The organism is Ruegeria sp. BF7 (assembly GCF_056538605.1).
In genome coordinates, this window is record NZ_JBQFTM010000012.1 from 1 (window position 1) to 16972 (window position 16972).

The 16972-nt window shown below is 52.9% G+C and carries 12 protein-coding genes and 2 pseudogenes; 5 read left to right on the forward strand and 9 right to left on the reverse strand.

Features of this window, described 5'->3' with window-relative positions; translation table 11 throughout:
- From ACR0IK_RS18580 to ACR0IK_RS18590, 3 genes and pseudogenes are all read right to left on the reverse strand, one after another.
- A pseudogene (locus ACR0IK_RS18580) lies at positions 1–719 on the reverse strand (carbohydrate porin); the annotation flags it as partial.
- Positions 716–1465, reverse strand: a complete 750-nt coding sequence (locus tag ACR0IK_RS18585; protein WP_480642694.1) for a DUF3299 domain-containing protein — start codon at positions 1463–1465, stop codon at positions 716–718. The pseudogene ACR0IK_RS18580 and the gene ACR0IK_RS18585, both read right to left, overlap by 4 nt.
- A 71-nt stretch (positions 1466–1536) precedes the next feature.
- The gene (locus ACR0IK_RS18590; protein ID WP_480642695.1) at positions 1537–2949 is read right to left on the reverse strand and encodes a metal-dependent hydrolase family protein; all 1413 of its coding nucleotides are present in this window, start codon (positions 2947–2949) and stop codon (positions 1537–1539) included.
- Positions 2950–3090: 141 nt separating this feature from the next.
- On the opposite strand from ACR0IK_RS18590, the gene ACR0IK_RS18595 reads away from it, so the two are divergent.
- A complete protein-coding gene (locus ACR0IK_RS18595; RefSeq protein WP_480642696.1) occupies positions 3091–4092 on the forward strand; it encodes an AraC family transcriptional regulator in 1002 nt (333 codons plus the stop codon).
- Between the two features lie 968 nt (positions 4093–5060).
- Here ACR0IK_RS18595 and ACR0IK_RS18600 read toward each other — a convergent pair.
- Positions 5061–6074: a helix-turn-helix domain-containing protein gene (locus ACR0IK_RS18600; protein ID WP_480642697.1), complete on the reverse strand. Its 1014-nt coding sequence runs from the start codon at positions 6072–6074 to the stop codon at positions 5061–5063.
- A 127-nt stretch (positions 6075–6201) separates the two neighbouring features.
- Between ACR0IK_RS18600 and ACR0IK_RS18605 the strand changes: the two genes are divergently transcribed.
- Positions 6202–7683 carry a DUF1214 domain-containing protein gene (locus tag ACR0IK_RS18605; protein ID WP_480642698.1) on the forward strand — a complete coding sequence of 494 codons (1482 nt, stop codon included), beginning with the start codon at positions 6202–6204 and terminating at the stop codon, positions 7681–7683.
- 28 nt (positions 7684–7711) lie between these two features.
- Positions 7712–9214, forward strand: a complete 1503-nt coding sequence (locus ACR0IK_RS18610) for a DUF1254 domain-containing protein (protein WP_480642700.1) — start codon at positions 7712–7714, stop codon at positions 9212–9214.
- A gap of 458 nt (positions 9215–9672) precedes the next feature.
- On the opposite strand, the gene ACR0IK_RS18615 is transcribed toward ACR0IK_RS18610, so the two are convergent.
- A complete protein-coding gene (locus ACR0IK_RS18615; protein WP_480642702.1) occupies positions 9673–9963 on the reverse strand; it encodes a winged helix-turn-helix transcriptional regulator in 291 nt (96 codons plus the stop codon).
- Between ACR0IK_RS18615 and ACR0IK_RS18620 the strand changes: the two genes are divergently transcribed.
- Together ACR0IK_RS18620 and ACR0IK_RS18625 are read left to right on the forward strand one after the other, a co-directional pair.
- Positions 9953–10996 carry a nuclear transport factor 2 family protein gene (locus ACR0IK_RS18620; protein ID WP_480642703.1) on the forward strand — a complete coding sequence of 348 codons (1044 nt, stop codon included), beginning with the start codon at positions 9953–9955 and terminating at the stop codon, positions 10994–10996. The genes ACR0IK_RS18615 and ACR0IK_RS18620 overlap by 11 nt on opposite strands.
- Before the next feature lie 458 nt (positions 10997–11454).
- Positions 11455–12708, forward strand: coding sequence for a Hint domain-containing protein (locus ACR0IK_RS18625; RefSeq protein WP_480642704.1), 1254 nt, complete (start codon positions 11455–11457; stop codon positions 12706–12708).
- A 1-nt stretch (position 12709) separates the two neighbouring features.
- Here ACR0IK_RS18625 and ACR0IK_RS18630 read toward each other — a convergent pair.
- The 4 genes and pseudogenes from ACR0IK_RS18630 to ACR0IK_RS18645 all read right to left on the reverse strand — a co-directional run.
- A pseudogene (locus ACR0IK_RS18630) lies at positions 12710–12823 on the reverse strand (YjhX family toxin); the annotation flags it as partial.
- Between the two features lie 770 nt (positions 12824–13593).
- Positions 13594–14571, reverse strand: coding sequence for a 2-dehydropantoate 2-reductase (locus ACR0IK_RS18635; protein WP_480642705.1), 978 nt, complete (start codon positions 14569–14571; stop codon positions 13594–13596).
- 4 nt (positions 14572–14575) lie between these two features.
- On the reverse strand, positions 14576–16111 hold the full coding sequence (locus tag ACR0IK_RS18640) for an acyl--CoA ligase (RefSeq protein ID WP_480642706.1): 1536 nt from the start codon (positions 16109–16111) through the stop codon (positions 14576–14578).
- Between the two features lie 60 nt (positions 16112–16171).
- Positions 16172–16855: a fumarylacetoacetate hydrolase family protein gene (locus ACR0IK_RS18645; RefSeq protein WP_480596291.1), complete on the reverse strand. Its 684-nt coding sequence runs from the start codon at positions 16853–16855 to the stop codon at positions 16172–16174.
- Between the last annotated feature and the right edge of the window lie 117 nt (positions 16856–16972).

Below are 16972 nucleotides of genomic sequence, written 5' to 3' on the forward strand. Positions count from 1 at the left end.
CCGTCGCTAAACACATCAAAGTTTGGATCGGACGGGTCGGCGTTTGCGTCTGATACGCTGGCAACGGCGTAGAGGTTCTCGCTCAGCTTTATCCCACCGGCAATGCCAAGGCCTTGGTTGGGCGTGTTGATTGTCGGGTTTGTATTGAAAGACAGGTTTTGGAAACCACTGTAGGGGCTTACCAACCCATAGATATCCACAAAATCTGTTACATCAATCTGCCCGACTTGCAGCGTCCACGAACCGTTCTCGGCCCTTTGGGTCCAGAAAAGGTTGGTCAGCAGCAGACCATTGTCGATGAAGGCCGTTCCCGTGATTGAAAGGGCTCCGCCATCCAGCCCAAGGAACTGCGGAGCAACGTCCGTGTAACTGTGCCGGTCTTCGATCTTGAATGTCAGGGAACCCCGTTCAGTTGCCTGCCAACTACCATAGAAGCGCGCAATCCCGCTGGCCGCTTCGCCGGTTCCCAGATCAGCATTCGTGGATTGGCCCAACGCCAGGTAATCAATGTTGAATCGAAACCCACCCTCGGCCAACCGGCCTTTCCACTGGAACCAACCCGGTGCGATATTGCGCGGAAAATCGGAACGATATTGAGGGTCGGTTAGCCCATCTCCAGGCTCTAGATCAGCTTCGACCGAAGATGGCCCGGATAGTCCCTGAGCCGACGCTGCGTTAGCGAAGGCAATGCTCAATACGGCAACCAGAAGTCTAATCATTCAGACGCCTTTGCCCCACCGGTCTTGCGATTTCCCGCCGCACGTATGCGATCAGCTGCACTCTGTTCCAATTCGAGTCTGTCCTTTTCACTGCCGAGTGACCTAACGGCTGCGACTTCCAGATCGAATGTAGCGCGAAGCGACATCAGGCCATCGACGACCATAACTTGGCGCTCAGATGGCTCTATGTTCAGTCTTCCGGTTAACTGAACGGGCTCATGTACGTATGAAGGTGACCAAGCGTCGTTCAAACGTACTTTGATCATCTGATTGGGCGGCGGTGCTGGCATATGGCTGCACATCCCGCGCTCGGGAACCAAATACGCGGTTGCTACTCCGTTATCATCAATCGGGCCGGGTATGGCAAATCCGGCAACCGTCACTGTTTTTCCGTCCAATTGCGGATTGCCAGCCCACGCAGCTTTTTTTCTACGTTCTGCGACCAGCCATCTCTGCGAAAGAAGCCACGCGACATCAATATCGGCTTGGGCTAACCGTTCTTCCGTTTCAGAAAGGCGAGCCTTGTTCTTCTCGCGTTCTTCGTTGGGTATGTCTGGCTTCTCAAGGCGTTGGCGCAAACGTACGACCATGACTAAGTCATCCATTTGGTCGTAGCTCAAATCCTCAAAAGGATCGTCAAACGCCTGTGCGGATACGTCTTTGAGATCAGCCCAGTCAAGATTAACATCCGCATCCGCCGTACCTGAAACGTAGATCGCTATCAAAGCTGCAAAAAGTAATCTCATTGAGGCCTCCTGATTGTCAGTGGTCGACGCGCAATTGTCATGATGAATTGCGCGTCGAATGAGGGTCTCAACTACCGCGACAAATACGCGTTGCGATTTGGATTGATTGGCCGGAAAGCGGGTGCGTTTTCGTCTGGCAGCCAGTTCTTATAAACAAGGCCATCCTTCATAACGAAGTTGACGTTATCGCGTAGAACTGCGTCAAGGTTTTCCAGCGGGTTGCCGTCTACCAAGATGATATCGGCGTAAGCCCCTTCCGCGATCACACCCAGCTGCCCATCCTTATACTTGCTCATCTCACCACTCCAACTTAGAACTTCGGCGGCGTTCGATGTGGCCGTTTGCAGTGTCAGCAAGTTGTTGTCGGCGATTTTATTAAACCAGATTAGGTTTTCGGCCTGTCGCCCCACATCAGGGCCGAACATGTCGCCACCAGTCACGATCAACAACCCGTGCTTTACCGCCCACTCAAACATTTGGGTTGCACCAGCATTGACTTGGATCGCCTTTGCCTTTTGGTCGGGAGAAAAGAACGTGATTTGTTCGACAGTTTCTGGATCAAAAACTTCCAGCGACATTACAGCTTGTGCTGAAAGTGCGACGCCTTCTTCTTTCATCCTGATGATCGTATCTTCCGAGACAAGAAAGTTGTGTTCAATAACTCGTACACCAGCATCGATGGCGCGATTGACCGAGCGGTCATGGTACGCGTGAACAGTGACGTAGCTACCGTAGTCACGCGCCACTTCGACGATTGCCTCCATTTCTTCCACAGACATTTGCGTCATATGGATCGGATCGAACTCACTTGCGACGCCGCCGCCGGCCATCACTTTGATCTGCGTAGCGCCACCTCGGAAGTTGTGACGCGCCGCGCGCCGCGCTTCGGTCACGCCGTCCGCGATATAAGACCAACCGTGTTTTTCGAGGTCATCCACAGTGCCCGGCATGTCATTGAAGAAGCCGATGTCACCATGTCCACCCGTTTGACTGATCACGCCGCCACTAGGGTAAATGCGAGGGCCAGGTATAACGCCATTGTTCACACCCTTGGCGACGCCAAGCACATTGCATCCAGTGTCGCGCGTCGTTGTAAAACCCTGATCGAGATAGTCGATTAAGACAAGAGACGTATATGCACCCGCCAGCATCTGGTCGTAGTCGGTGCGTGCCCATGGGATGCCATCGCGCAGGCAAAGGTGCGAATGCATATCGATCAAGCCGGGCATCAACGTGCGGCCTTCTCCATCAACCGCAAAAGCATCAGGAGCTTCGATTGGGTCCGCGGAAACGGCCTTAATCAGATTGCCTTCAACCAGCACCGAACCGTTTTCGACGAGTTCTCCGTCCACGCCGTTGAAAATGTTCACGTTGCTAAACAGAACCTGCCGAGGCGCCTGTTCCTGAGCCTGCGAAGGCGTCGCAAAAGATAAGGACGTCGCTACAAAAGCTGCTGCGACAATCGATACTTGCAAACCGGACATAAGTACTCCCTTCATATTCATGTTTTGCCAACTGTAGCCCGGAAAGTTTTGCCTCGGTTGCCAATTTCGCATCAGGATGTTCGAATGTGACCACAAAAATGGCCACTGATCACAGCATTTGATCTTGAAAGGGTGACTAGATTGCCGTTCAATTCCACCTCTCAAGAGCATAGCGAAGGGTTCGTTCGCCTCGCGCTAGCAGCTCCGTTTCTGCAATATCTCACCGACCGTGGGATCAACCCGCAACCAGCCTTGGATCAGGTCGGCTTAAAGTCCGAGCTGTTGTCCAACCCTTCTGTCTATGTTCACTCAGAGCTGGTCTACGGTTTGCTAAATGCCTTCTCAGACTTGTCAGGGGACCGATACCTTGGCCTGAATGTAGGAGAGACTTTTGACCTGCAAGAATGGCCTCCATTTGCTCGGGCCTTGCAATCAACAAACTCGCTGTTTGAGTTTTTTACCCGCTTTGTTGGGCTTGTTCCGCAGGAGTCCAATTCCGTACGGCACAGCCTAGTCATTGAAGCAGACAACGCGACCTACCGTATCGAGAGACAACAGGAACCCGCTGTCCCACCCATTCAAGTGACCGGTTTTGGTGCCGCAATTTATGTACGCCTCTTGCAAACCGTCATCGGAGATGCCTGGGAGGCTTCCCGTGTGCGTTGGGAAAGCCGATATGTTACTGGTCTGCCTGTCGGCTACAAAGGGATCGAAGTCGGCCTTGGGACCGACCCCGGAATGCAAATTAGTTTTCCGGTGGAATGGTTGTTTCTGCACCATTCCTCTGAGGGTTCTGCCAAACCCGTTGCCTCGGCTCGACAGACTGAAGAAGTCACTGTGGTGGCCGCTTTGCGATCCGTTTTACGCGACAAGCTGGATGAAACCGAACTGGGGCCAGAGGTGGTGGCCGGATTTCTGGGGATACAGCCGGAACGGCTTCAGAAAGCGCTTCAACAACAAGGCACGACGTTGCCACGCGAGATCAAACGGCTACGTATCGATGTCGCCAAAGAGCTACTCAGAGATGAGAAGATGACAATTGCGGAGATTGGTCTGATGCTCGGCTATTCTGACAAGTCCCATTTCACTCGCTTTTTTCGAGGTCAGACCGGAATGACACCGACCAAGTTCCGAAGCAAGTAAATGTGGTCGAGCCAAAAGAAAGCTTGGAAGGTGAGGTCCTCGTTGGAACAGTTTGGAGAAGTTGTAGTGCGACGTTAATAGATTAGCCGACGACTCGAATTGGTGGGTTGCCACCGTCGATACAATCTCTGCAACTGGCCGTTTCGTTGTGTATTTCGGAGTTTGCAAAGCTTGGATGTGAACGTCTGCTTAGGGCTGACTGCGGTCCTTTGGAGGAAAAATGCGGATGGCTGCAAAGTCCGCAATCTGCGAGCTGGTAAATAACCTGAGTTCGCGCTCGCAGCGAAAGCCTGCAATGCGGGTTGCGACCGCAGAATGGCTGCACCGTGTCGAGTGGCCGGTTTGGGCCGTTGGATAGGTCATGGAAAACTGGGCCTGGGCTTATGCTGTGTTTGCACCGAGGTCTGTAATGAGCCCTCTTTTACTGGTGATGCGTTGCGTTCGACAGGCAGAAATACGGAGCAATCCGGGCGCTCTCGGAGCCTGAGCCAAATGTATTCCCGATCCACCTCAGACCTTCGCGCTGGTCAAAGTTTTCACCGGTGCTTCGCTGAGTACGGGTGCTGAAGTCAAATACCGCAACTTGAGCGGCGACCTCCCATGCAAAGGAATCTATGCTACTGTCGGTACCGAAGAGGGAGGTTGCTATGCCAGAAGCTCCCGTCGAACGACGGCTCGCGGCGATATTCGCCGCGGATGTGGTTGGTTACAGCCGTCTCATGGGAGCGGATGTCCAACATTGGGGCGCTTTCTGATGTCGAACTTTCATCACATTTCAGGTCCACCTGTGACGGTTGGGTCAGGTTCGTTTGACGTTCAACATGAAATGTGGAACGTCACCGATATTTGGCTCAATCGAAAGCCAAAACTTCAATAAATGGGTTAATCACGCCATTCAATTCTGACCCAATTCCGGATTGCGATTCAAACGGGCCAAAAGCCTTGCATTGGCCATACACTCTACCGAGTTAGCGGATCGGCGCCTGCCTATACTCTGAAGGCGCTACACCGGTGGCATTCTTAAACGCGCGACTGAAATTGTTCGCTGTCTCGTAACCCAGCGTCGTTGCGATCCCTGAGACAGTCTCGGTTGAAACCGCAAGAAGTTCCTTGGCTCGACCAATCCGAGCATCCTTGACAATCTGGCGAAACTGCAATCCCTCACCTTCAAGTTTTCGTTGAAGTGTACGGACACCAATATCAAGTGACTGAGCCACTGCATCAATTGAAGCATCATCCCTATGCAACTGAAGTCTGACAAGTGCAGCAACCTGCCCACCCATGGTTTTGGGCGGGCCGCCCATACGTTCGTGGACGATATCACCAACCGTTACCTGCCACCTATCGCGACTTTGAAGGTTCGCCGCCTGCAATAGTGACGTATCGAACTGAATCCCAAGCCGCGTTGAACTCCAAATCACAGGACACGCGTAGGTGTCTTCTGCCTCAAACGACCTTGGAACCTTTGGGAAGTCCAAAAGGACCGCAGAAGGTTTCCAGTCGCTTCCCAAGAATTCTGCGAAAATACTGAGAAATACGCCAATCGCAGAGAACCCAATATCGGGATAGGCATGATGCGACCGAAGCCCGAAGTGATAGCAGTAACGGGAGGTTAGCTGACCCGCCTCTAACCAAGCGCGGTCTGCGGAAGAATGCAACGGCATGACTGAAGAAGCGCGCTTAAGCGCGGATTCCAAGGTTGGTGCTGAAAGCACAAACTGGCCCCACGCTCCATAATCCGCGACAGTTAGTTGGGGCGACCAAAGCAACCCTATGTTTTGCTGACCCGCAGTCTGAGCCGCTTTGTGCACGAAGGCAGCCAATGAATTCTCGGATATGTATCCGTCTCTCTCATCAACAACTTCAAACGGGAGTTTCGCCGAATCCAATGCTTCTGCAAGCCGCTTTTCACCAGCCACCTCAAGCATAAATTCAGGCATCCCTCCGAGTGCTTTAGCTGAAATCATAGGTGGTAGCGCCATCCAGCCTCCGCAGAAAAACCCCCTCTGTGTCGTGAAATGATACGCGGTCAGTTGTTTTTTGTGCAAGCGTTTCGGGAAACACTGGGGAGGTTTGGATTTGAAACAAATTCAGGAAATTTACAAAAGATTGCCAACACAATTCTTGGCGTTTGCGTTCGTGGCGGGAGTGGCAGCAGCTCCGGCCTCTGCCCAGTCATTCAACGACACTGACGACATACTCAAGCGTTCGACCGAAATCGAAGATATCGAGTATAAAATCATGGTTCAGCGCGCGACACAGGCGGCTATCTGGGGCATGCCCGCTGCGGGCATGATCGATTTCCTCAAAGGAACGCGCCGCGATCTTGGTGGCGATATCAATGATGTCGTTTATGTCAACAAACCTTTCGACTCCAAACACGGTTTTCTGACAGCCAATGATGTCACGGCATATGCCTGGTCGTCTTTCACCTCGGAGCCGGGCCCGATTGTTGTCGAAGTTCCCGCCGCTGCCGAGAAGGTGAACTATTTCGGAACCATCGTGAACGCATGGGACCAGCCGATTGCTGATGTCGGCCCTTCGGGTGCTGACGAAGGCAATGGTGGGAAGTATCTGATGCTTCCACCCGGTTATGACAGTGCCCCTTCAAAGGAAGAGCTCGAAGCTAAAGGTTACTTCGTATTTGACACCGACACCTACCAATATGGTTTTTCGTTTCGTCCGGTCCTAAGCCCGGATGCCACAAACGAAGATGCGGCAGCTTATGCACAGCAACTCAAGATCTACTATTTGTCTGAGGCAGACCACCCTCCTCCGACGACCTACCTCGAAGCTTCTGAAGTTCCTTATGACTCGCTTCCCTACTACAACCACACGTTCTTTGAGGACATAAACGACTACATCCAGAACAACCCGATCCGTCCGCAAGACAAGATCATGGTCAACTTCCTTAAGGATCTGGGCATCGAAAAGGGTAAATCGTTCGAGCCTACCGAGCGCCAGACACAAGCGATGAATGAAGGCTTGGTCTTGGCCTATGCGGCCATGCAGCGCTATTTCGTCGAGCCGGGTTTGGCGACCGTCCCATTGTGGGTGGAAGAAAATGGTGATCTCAAAACCCAATGGCTTGTCTGGGACTTTGCAGAAGGTCAGGCCGAGGCCGGGTTCCCTTATGAAACCGACACTGAGGTTCTCGTGGATGATCGCGCTGGCGGCAGCTATTTCTGGATTACCTATCTGCCCAAAAACCTGGGCGGAGGAACATTCTATCTAACCGGCCTGCGCGACAGCAATGGCGAGATGTATGACCAAAACAGATCCTACAGGCTGAACGTGCCTGCGGACACGCCTGCAAAGGATTTTTGGTCTGTTATCGTCTATTCAACGGAAACCAAGAGCTTTATCCGCAATGTCGAGCGTGTCGGCCTTTCGTCGCGTGACACAGACACAATGCAGGTCAATGAAGACGGGTCATACGACATCTACTTTGGCCCTGAGGCGCCGGAGGGAATGGAAAGCAATTGGATTCCGACCCCCGAAAGCTATTTCCTGTTGTTCCGGCTTTATGGGCCAGAGGAAGGCTGGATAGAAAGCGGCTGGATTCTGCCGGACATGGAAATAATCGATTGAATGCGAATCTAGTCAGGGAGTGCTGGATATGGGACTGCGTTCCAAATTTGTATTAGCTACCGCAGTGGCCGTTACATGGGCAGGTGCAGCGTCCGCACAGGAGTTTGCGGCGGATGTTCCCGAGAATGTGCTGACCCCGGATTTAGTAGAAACCGAAACGCTAGGACGCTTGGAGTTTTTTGATGGTATGCCGTCACCCGATACCGTCGAGAAGGTTTTTGACAATCTGGACTTGATGAGGGCAACCAGCGCGTTTCTTGACGGGATGAAAATCGCTTCGTTGCGAGCCATGTTCCAAGGCTATGAGGACGTGGGTGCAAAACCAAACGAGATCGTCATTACGGAATCCCTAATGGACGCACGATCCATCTGGCTAACCCCAAACACCACGACGATTTACATTGGGTCTAACGTCAATGTTTCGGAAGGCCCCGTTGTAATTGAAGTTCCTCCTGGGTTGCTTGGCCTTATTGATGATGCGGCTTTTGATTACGTTGCCGATATTGGGGCACTGGGTCCAGACAAGGGCAAAGGCGGTAAGTACCTATTGATGCACAAGGACGACGACACGCCAGTGCCCGAAGGGTATTTTGAACTGCGCACAAAAACACACGAGCATTGGTTGCTGCTGCGTCGATCACCCGGTGAGGACGGAGATATCGCAGGACCCGTTGCGGACATAAGAGCCGGTCTGAACATTTACCCGTTGAGCGATGCGGGTAACCCTCGGCAGGAAATCTTCCACAGTGTTTCCGGTGTGAAATACAACACGGTACATGCGAACAACGCAGACTTCTTTGAAGAGATCCATGTCGCTCTCGAAAATAACCCAGAGGATGCATTTGCTCCTGAAATTCTTGGCACATTTGCATCGATTGGCTTGAAAAAAGGCAAGCCTTTTGCACCTGATGCGCGCATGCAGGGCATCATGAAAGAGGCTGCTGCAATTGCCAACGCGACAGCAAGGGCAATTACTTATGCGGCACGTGATCCCGGAGTGTTCTTCTATGAAGACCGGCAGTGGAATTCGCCGTTTCAGAGACAAAGCTATGAGTTTCTTGAAAACAGCGCGCGTATTCTCGATGACCGCACCTATTTCTTCTACATGGCGACAGGCATCACTCCGGCGATGACATCACCTCCTGTCGGCTCGGGTTCGGTCTATGCGATGACGGCGCGCGACACCGACGGAGAATACCTGGATGGGTCAAAGACATATAAGGTCACCCTGCCAGCTCCGGTTCCTGCCAAAAACTTTTGGTCTTTCATGCTCTACAGTGGGCAGACCCGCTCCATCCTGGAGACAGATCAAAAATCTGGCGGCATCGATTCGAATCGCGAAGGCATAAAACAAAACGAGGATGGGAGTTTCACGATCTATGTCGGTCCTGAAGCTCCAGAAGGGTGGGAAAACAATTGGGCGCAAACCATGCCCGGCAAAAGCTTCAACGTGATGATGCGCCTCTACGGTCCGCTAGAACCATGGTTCGACAAATCGTGGCGTCCTAGTGACTTTGTTTTGGTAGAGTAGAACGCGAAACGACACATAGTTTAAGCGTTAAGAAGGTCAGCGTTGTTCGCAGTGCGGTTGTCGACGCCCAACGTCTGGAGCGGCAGATTTCGCAACCATTGCGTAACTTGCCGAGTCATGCCGAACCGCGCACATCGCTGAAGCGGTTTTATGTAAAGCGATCTCTGGTTGAATGGTCAGATCTTCAGCGGATCCAACGCACCTTCACTCCAGTCCGCCAATAGCAGGCATTGATCTTGTATGCAGAGAACGTCAGTTTTGAGCCCATCTGGTGAGTTTGACTTTCTCGCTGCGCGCGTTCGCAGCACAGATTTTTCTGCACGCACTCAATACTAGGTGCCGCAGAGCGGTGGGAGAACCAGCCGTTCGTACGTTCCGCAGCGAGGTTTTTCATCTGAAACTACAGGATGCGAACAAAGCTGCCATCCGAGGTTGTCAGTCTTGGGTCCGCTTTGAGGTTAACTTGCCTGTTCGCGGTCGAACTGCATGCGAAATTGTCTGACTTCGTCCATCTGTTCATGCGACCAGAAGACAAGCGGTTTTAGCATCTCGAGTAAACTACGGCCCAGCGGCGTCAGTTCATAGGAAACAGCGACTGGTGGCCCGGGATGGACGGTGCGGGTCAAGTAACCGTCGCGCTGCAATCCTCGCAGGTTTTCGGTAAGCACACTTTGTGTGACATCTCCGATACAGCGTTTGAGGTCGCCAAAGCGTTTTGGCTCATCCTCCAGCGCGAGGATGATGATCATCCGCCATTTGCCCGTCACATTGGATAGCACGGAACGGATGGAGCAGTTGGAAGCTTCTGCTTTGTTGGCAACGCCTATAGGTAGCATATCAGGCTCTGGTATTGTTTCGAAACTGGGAGACACCATAGCCATGCATCGGCCTTTTCACAACTTCCTGATCTATATGGCAGTAGTGTTGAGCATACCAAGTCAGTTTAAAGTGCGTAATTGCAATGTAGTATGGTTTTGCTACCACGTATCAAGAGGATACGAATCAAAGGATAAAGCCATGTCTCCTAAAGAGCTTGTAATCGCACTCTTCACCGCAGCATTTGCCGATCACGATCCGGAAGCCGCGCGGCAACTCGTTACCCCGGATTACATCCAGCATAACCCACAAATTCCAACCGGAGCTGAGGGTTTGGTTGGCCTGATACCTTTGGTCGAGCAATCCGGAATGACAGGCGCTACCCATAGGGTCATCGCCGAAGGCGATATGGTCGTATTGCACAGCACTTTTGAAAACGCCGATGCGTTTGGCGCACCTACCCTTGCCGCATTCGATGTGTTCCGGGTGGAGGACGGCAAAGTCGCCGAACATTGGGATAATTTGCAGCCTGTTCCAGAAACAACGGTGTCCGGCCGAGGTATGACCGATGGGCCAACCGAGATCATCGATCTCGACAAAACCCAAGAGAACAAGGCGTTGGTTCTTGGATTTGTGCGCGACGTCTTGGGTGGTGCCGCACCAGAGAAAGCCCCCGAGTATTCTGAGGTCTACATGCAGCACAATCCAATGCTTGCCGATGGGATTGATGGTCTGATGGAGGGCACCAAGGCCTGGGCTGAACAGGGCAACGTCATAACTAAATTTGAGCCACAGATCGTTGTGGCAGAAGGCAACTTTGTCTTTGTCGCCTCAGATGCGACAGTTAGCGAAAAACCCTGGGCTTTCTTTGACCTTTGGCGCGTCGAAGACGGAAAGATTGTTGAACATTGGGACGTTGTTTCACCCACCCCTGCTGAAATGGCGCACCGGAACGGCAAGTTCTAATAACCGGAGAGGAATGGCAGGCTAGCAATTTCTGGCCCGCCAGCCCAAAACTGACGTTCGAACAGAACGCAGCACCAAACACTTCGGGCTCATCTTCAGGTTTCGCCGCCATCTTCACGAGCACCGGCTCTTGAGGTTCCAATGACAGCATTCCTTGTGGGAAGCCGTAAGATCAAAGGTTTGGTTCGACATGTCGATTGCCGGTCCTGTACCGTCGAGACTGTTGACCCTGCTGCGACGGCATCCGGCGGCTCAGAGCCCAATCCTCTCAAATGCCGCATCACGCATTAACGTCGGCTTTTGTGACAACATTGGCGGTTTGCATGCCAATCTCGCGAGAGGCGGCAACATAGCGCCGAGTTGAGCAATGCGTTATTGTCCGGAAGCCAGCACGTGGGCTAGAATGCAACTTATACGATAGTGCATTTACGCCGACGAACCAAAAGACGGTACGCAACATGCCAGTTTTTATTGTTTTGACAGATGCAGATATTAGCGATGCTGCGTTTTGGGGAGCGTTGGATATCGGTCCCGACAGTACGATTGATGCTTCTGGACTGAGCAATTCGATCCAGGTCACGATGACCGGGAATTCCATCACATTCACAGATACCAATACAGGGATTGTCACTACATACAGCGATGTTGATCTGGCTGGTGGATCGTTCAGCCAATTCGTCGAATACACGGGTAACAACAACGACGACAATGTCAGCGGATCGGTCGGTCTGAACGCAGGCGGTTACAGCGGTGGGCGTGGAGACGATACCTTTACAGATAGCGGCACATTGGGTGGGACTATCAGTGGTGGCCTTGGCAATGATACTCTGCAGGGCGGCTCCGGCGACAACAACATCTTTGGCGATCAAGGCAATGATACTCTGCGCGGCGGTTCCGGGAATAATAACCTCAGCGGGGGAGCAGGCAGCGATACGCTTTTTGCTGAAGACGGTAGCGGGAATTTAGATGGCGGCACTGGTACAGATGTCATCTATGCAGGCCAGAACACCAGCTTTGTCGATGGAGGTAATGGAAACGACACGTTAATCCTACCGGCTGGATCAACCTTCACTCCATTTTCTCCCGGTTCGAATGGCGGTACCGCTACGTTGTCAGGCGGAGGTACTTTTACTTATGTCAACATCGAGACGGTTGAGATTGCCTGTTTCACCGAGGGGTCCTTGATTAGAACGCCCGACGGCGATCGTTTGATAGAAGACCTTAGAGTCGGTGATTTGGTCGACACACTCGATCATGGGTCACAGCCCATCCGTTGGATTAACAAGCGCACTGTGCCGGGCAGAGGTAAACATGCGCCTATCTGTTTTGCGCCCGGTGTGATCGGAAACCAGCGCGCGATCCGGGTCTCTCCACAGCATCGTGTTTTGTTATCGGGCTGGCGTTGCGAGCTTTTTCTGCATACGCCCGAAGCTTTGTGCGCGGCGAAGCATCTATGTGATGGCGACCGTATATTCGTCGCCCCGTGCGATGAGATCACTTATGTCCACTTTATGTTTGGCCAGCATGAGATCGTGTATTGCGAAAATGCGCATCTTGAGAGTTTCTATGCTGGCGAGCAGATCATGAAAGCCGACCAAGCCATTTATCAAGAGCTGATTGAGATATTCCCCGAACTCGCTGGTGACCAAAAGGTATCACTACCCGCACGCCCGTTCGTCAAGAAAGCTGAGGCAATGCTGCTGAACGGCTGACGCGTGTGAAGCATGAAACGTCGCGCACTTCGCCGTTCGTCATGCGCTCAAAATGGATGGCTCCACCTTGCGCCAGAACGTGCAAAACACGCTGTTCGTGTTTTGAGATATTCAATGGATTGTCTCTTGGTCTTATGCCAGCCGAAAAGGCATCCGGCATCTCGCACGGAAGTCTTTTGGTTCAGGTCGGTCCAATCAGGTGGACCTTAGCGGCGGGCCGCAATCGTAGACATAAAATCTCCATAACTCTGCATCCGTGCAGCGCGTGATGGGGAGATAGTGTGATGAGTGTCATAAGGCAAGCGGACATTGGGAAGACCAAATCGAACGGAAGCAAAGTCCGCGTCTGTCTGGTCGGACCAGGCCGCGGCGAAAGTACGGTCTCGGTTCAGGCCAGTTTCAGGCCTCTGAATGGCAGCTTCGGTGGCACGCGCTGCGTCGCAACGAACGGCTCGCGCGCATGCAGCTATCCGCGTTCGCCACGTGGCAGATCAGCAGGAACAGGCGCCTTCTGTGTCTGATCTGCAAATCAGCCTTGGTTTTCCCAAAAGGAAGTCAGGATCAATGAAATCAGTCTGGGTGCTGGATGAAGGAAGTGAAGCGAAAATGGCAAGGCTCTGTCGCTGGTGGCAGTACTAAGCGTCGCCCTATAAATGAAACGTGGAACGTCACTGATATTTGACTCAATCGACTTCCAAAACCTCAACAAATCGGCAAATCGCGTCACTCATTTCTGACCCAAACGGCAAGCATTTTTGACCCAAAACGAGCGGCAGCTTGTGGTCGAAGCCGCGGATAAACTCTCGAAGTTGCGTTATGACACTTCCGAACCAGTCTCAGTTATCCGCCTCAAGCCACGCTCTTGTTGCAAGGCCCAAAGAAACTTTAGTAGAGACCAGCGACCTTTGCCCGGAGTTTGACCAGTGACGCTACGATGTCGATGGTGGGCGTTGAGACCCCTGTAAGTTGTCCCAGTTCTTGCACTGAAGTTACTAAGGCATCAATTTCCATCGGTCGGCACAACTCCAAATCCTGCCACATGGAGGTCTTGTGCGCACCGACGGCCGCTCCACCGTCGATCCGTTTTTCAACGTCTATCGGGAATTTAACACCAAGTTTCTCACCGATTTCCTGAGCCTCAAGCATCATCCCGCGAGCCACGGAGCGTGAGCCTTGGTCGGTACACAAGACATCAAGTGTTGAATGGGTGAGAGCGGAAATAGGATTGAACGACAAGTTGCCCCATAGTTTCAGCCAAATCTCGTCCCGAATTCTTGGTCTTACAGGCGCACGCAGACCGGTGGTGGACAGTGCAGCCGAAAGGTTGGCGGCACGGTCCGATTTAGAGCCATCGGGTTCGCCTAACGAAAACCTATTGCCTTCGACATGCTTGATCGATCCCGGAGCAATGACTTCTGCGGCTGGATAAACAACACATCCAAGCACCCGGTCCGGCCCGAAACCGTTCCATTGCGCGTCTCCCGGGTCTACAGATGACAATCTAGTTCCCTCGAAGGGGCCGCCCAGCTTGTGGAAATACCACCATGGTACCCCGTTCACTCCGCTCACTATTGTTGTTTCTGCCCCAATCAGCGGCTGCATCGAGCCCACAACTGCTGGAACGGAATGCGCTTTCAGTGTGATAAAGACATAGTCTTGTGGTCCGAGATCGGCGGCATTGTCCGAGGCGCGTATTGGCACGTTGATCGGGTCCCGCCCATCCTCGTGGAGAGTCAGCCCTTTTTCTTGCATTGCAGCCAGATGTGGGCCACGCGCAATGACACTGACGTCGGCGTCAGCCTGCGCAAGCTTCGCGGCAACGTAACCTCCGATAGCTCCGGCACCAAAGATACAAACTTTCATGTGTCTAAGCCTTTGCCAGTCCCAATTTAGCGGCCATCCCGATCCTTTGTATCTTACCAGTCGCGCCTTTTGGTATCTCTTCGAGAATAACCACTGAAGTCGGCACCTTGAACTTTGCGAGCCGCGCGCCAACAAAATCCCGGACTTCCTGACCTGCAATCGCCGCTCCTTCTGAGAGCACCACCGCCGCCGCTATGTCTTCGCCCAGTTTTTCGTGGGGAACGGCAAAACAAACTGCCTGAGCAACGTCTGGATGGCTCAGAAGCACGGCGTCAACTTCAAGCGGGCTAATTTTTTCTCCGCCGCGATTGATAAGCTCCTTTAGGCGTCCGGTCAGTCGCAGATAATTCTCTTCGTCGAACGACCCCTGGTCGCCGGTGCGAAACCAGAGTTTTCCATCTGCTTCAAAGAAATTGTCTGCATTTGCCTGCGGGTTGCTCTCATACCCAGGCGTCACGTTCGGACCGCTGATAACGATTTCTCCGACATCACGCGAAGCGATCAATACATTTTCCGTTTCGTCTGCAATTCTGACTTCGGGACCCGCTGCTACTCCGACGTATCCGGGCTTTTGCTTTTGTGGAGGAAGCGGGTTGCAACACATTTGATGCGTAGCCTCAGTCATACCGTAGGCTTCGATCACGGGCGCATCAAAAGTCGCAATCAACTCTTCCATTACTGGCGCGGGCAACGACGCGGAAGAAGACCGCAAGAAACGCAATCGAGATTCCTCAATAATCGATTGGTTTCGGGCGGCTCGGGCGAGAATAGCTTGGTGCATTGTCGGAACTGCTGTGTACCATGTCGGATCAACCTCAGCGACCTGCGAAAAAAAGCTGAGAGCGTTGAACCCAGGGGTGCAGCTAATTTGCGATCCAGCGCTTAATGAAGCGGCGACGGCCGCGATCAACCCATGGATATGAAACAGAGGCATAATGCTCAGACAACGATCGTCTGTCGTTAGCTTCAAAGACGAAGCAACGTTCCGCGCCGACGAATAAGTATTGGCCTGCGTCAAAGGAACGATCTTGGGGCGCGACGTTGTTCCTGATGTGTGGAGTATCAGGGCGACGTCATCTTCGCCCGGCTCTGATGTATCAGCCACTCCAATTGGGTCACAGGTCAAAACGGAAAACTGCCCGGCTGGACGAGAACTATCACTAGAAACCCGCAAGACGACCACACCCAACTCCGTCGCCGCTTGCACGGCTGGGCCATTTTCGTTTTCGCTTACAAGAAGGGCCTTTGCTTTCAGGTCTTTGAGATAGAAGATGTATTCTTCGAAAGTGTATGCAGGGTTTAAGGGCGCCGTCGTCGCCACTTGGGCGACGGATATGAATGCCGTCGCCATCTCTGGTCCGTTGGGCAACACAATTGCCACCCTGTCGCCGCGCCCTACTCCGATCTGATGCAGATCCTCTTTGACTTTCGCGCAATGCTCGCGCAAACCAAGATAGCTCAACCAAGACCGGCCAGGGGCTCCAATGGCATTTGCAGTGTCTGCGTGGTGTGCGATCAATTCAGCGACTAAATGGGGCATCTGTTATCCGTTTACAAAAGCGTCGGTTTCTTTCGCAAAGTAAGGTTGTCGCAGCAGGTCCTAAGTCACGCGTACATTCAGGCTGCCCAGCTTGTCGACGGCCAAGACCATAACATCCCCTCGGTTGACGGGACCAACACCAGAAGGTGTCCCTGAAAGGATAACGTCACCGGCCGCAAGCTCGAAGTAGTCGCTCAGGTACGAGATCATCTCGGGGACTTTCCAAATCATCTGGTTCAAGTCGCCTTCTTGCCGAACTTCACCATTCACCGTCAGAGTAATCGGACCTCTGTCGAGATGCCCGACCTCTGATGCCTTGTGAATCGGTCCGCATGGCGCCGAGCGCTCAAACGCTTTCCCAATTTCCCACGGGCGACCCATTTTTTTCATCTGTCCTTGCAGGTCGCGACGGGTCATATCAAGTGAAAGGCCGTACCCAAAGACATGATCCAACGCATCGTCCACCGAGATATTCGTGCCGCCGGACTTGAGCGCAACAAGCATTTCTGCTTCGTGGTGCACGTCGGAACTGTGCGGAGGGTACGGGAACTCCCCTGAGGAATCCAAATTGTTGGGATTCTTCTGAAAGAAAAACGGGGGTTCCCGGTTCGGGTCGTGACCCATTTCAATCGCATGTGCCGCGTAGTTTCGCCCAATGCAATAGACACGACGAACCGGGAACGTGCCGCCCCCCGCTACGGGTATGACGTGCACCTGCGGCGCGGGAATGACATGGTCGGACATCGCTTTCCTCCTGAGCGTTTGACAGCTAAAGATCGGGTTTTCAAACGGACAGACACCTTCCGATCAATGCCACATCACATTCAATTGGACGTGGCTGCTTACCAAGTCATCGCCAAA

What these genes read in the sequence shown, in the direction of transcription:
- ACR0IK_RS18585 (WP_480642694.1), bottom strand. Translation starts at nt 1,465, where the DNA reads ATGAGATTACTTTTTGCAGCTTTGATAGCGATCTACGTTTCAGGTACG.
- ACR0IK_RS18590 (WP_480642695.1), bottom strand. Translation starts at nt 2,949, where the DNA reads ATGTCCGGTTTGCAAGTATCGATTGTCGCAGCAGCTTTTGTAGCGACG.
- ACR0IK_RS18600 (WP_480642697.1), bottom strand. Translation starts at nt 6,074, where the DNA reads ATGGCGCTACCACCTATGATTTCAGCTAAAGCACTCGGAGGGATGCCT.
- ACR0IK_RS18610 (WP_480642700.1), top strand. Translation starts at nt 7,712, where the DNA reads ATGGGACTGCGTTCCAAATTTGTATTAGCTACCGCAGTGGCCGTTACA.
- ACR0IK_RS18620 (WP_480642703.1), top strand. Translation starts at nt 9,953, where the DNA reads ATGATGATCATCCGCCATTTGCCCGTCACATTGGATAGCACGGAACGG.
- ACR0IK_RS18615 (WP_480642702.1), bottom strand. Translation starts at nt 9,963, where the DNA reads ATGATCATCATCCTCGCGCTGGAGGATGAGCCAAAACGCTTTGGCGAC.
- ACR0IK_RS18625 (WP_480642704.1), top strand. Translation starts at nt 11,455, where the DNA reads ATGCCAGTTTTTATTGTTTTGACAGATGCAGATATTAGCGATGCTGCG.
- ACR0IK_RS18635 (WP_480642705.1), bottom strand. Translation starts at nt 14,571, where the DNA reads ATGAAAGTTTGTATCTTTGGTGCCGGAGCTATCGGAGGTTACGTTGCC.
- ACR0IK_RS18640 (WP_480642706.1), bottom strand. Translation starts at nt 16,111, where the DNA reads ATGCCCCATTTAGTCGCTGAATTGATCGCACACCACGCAGACACTGCA.
- ACR0IK_RS18645 (WP_480596291.1), bottom strand. Translation starts at nt 16,855, where the DNA reads ATGTCCGACCATGTCATTCCCGCGCCGCAGGTGCACGTCATACCCGTA.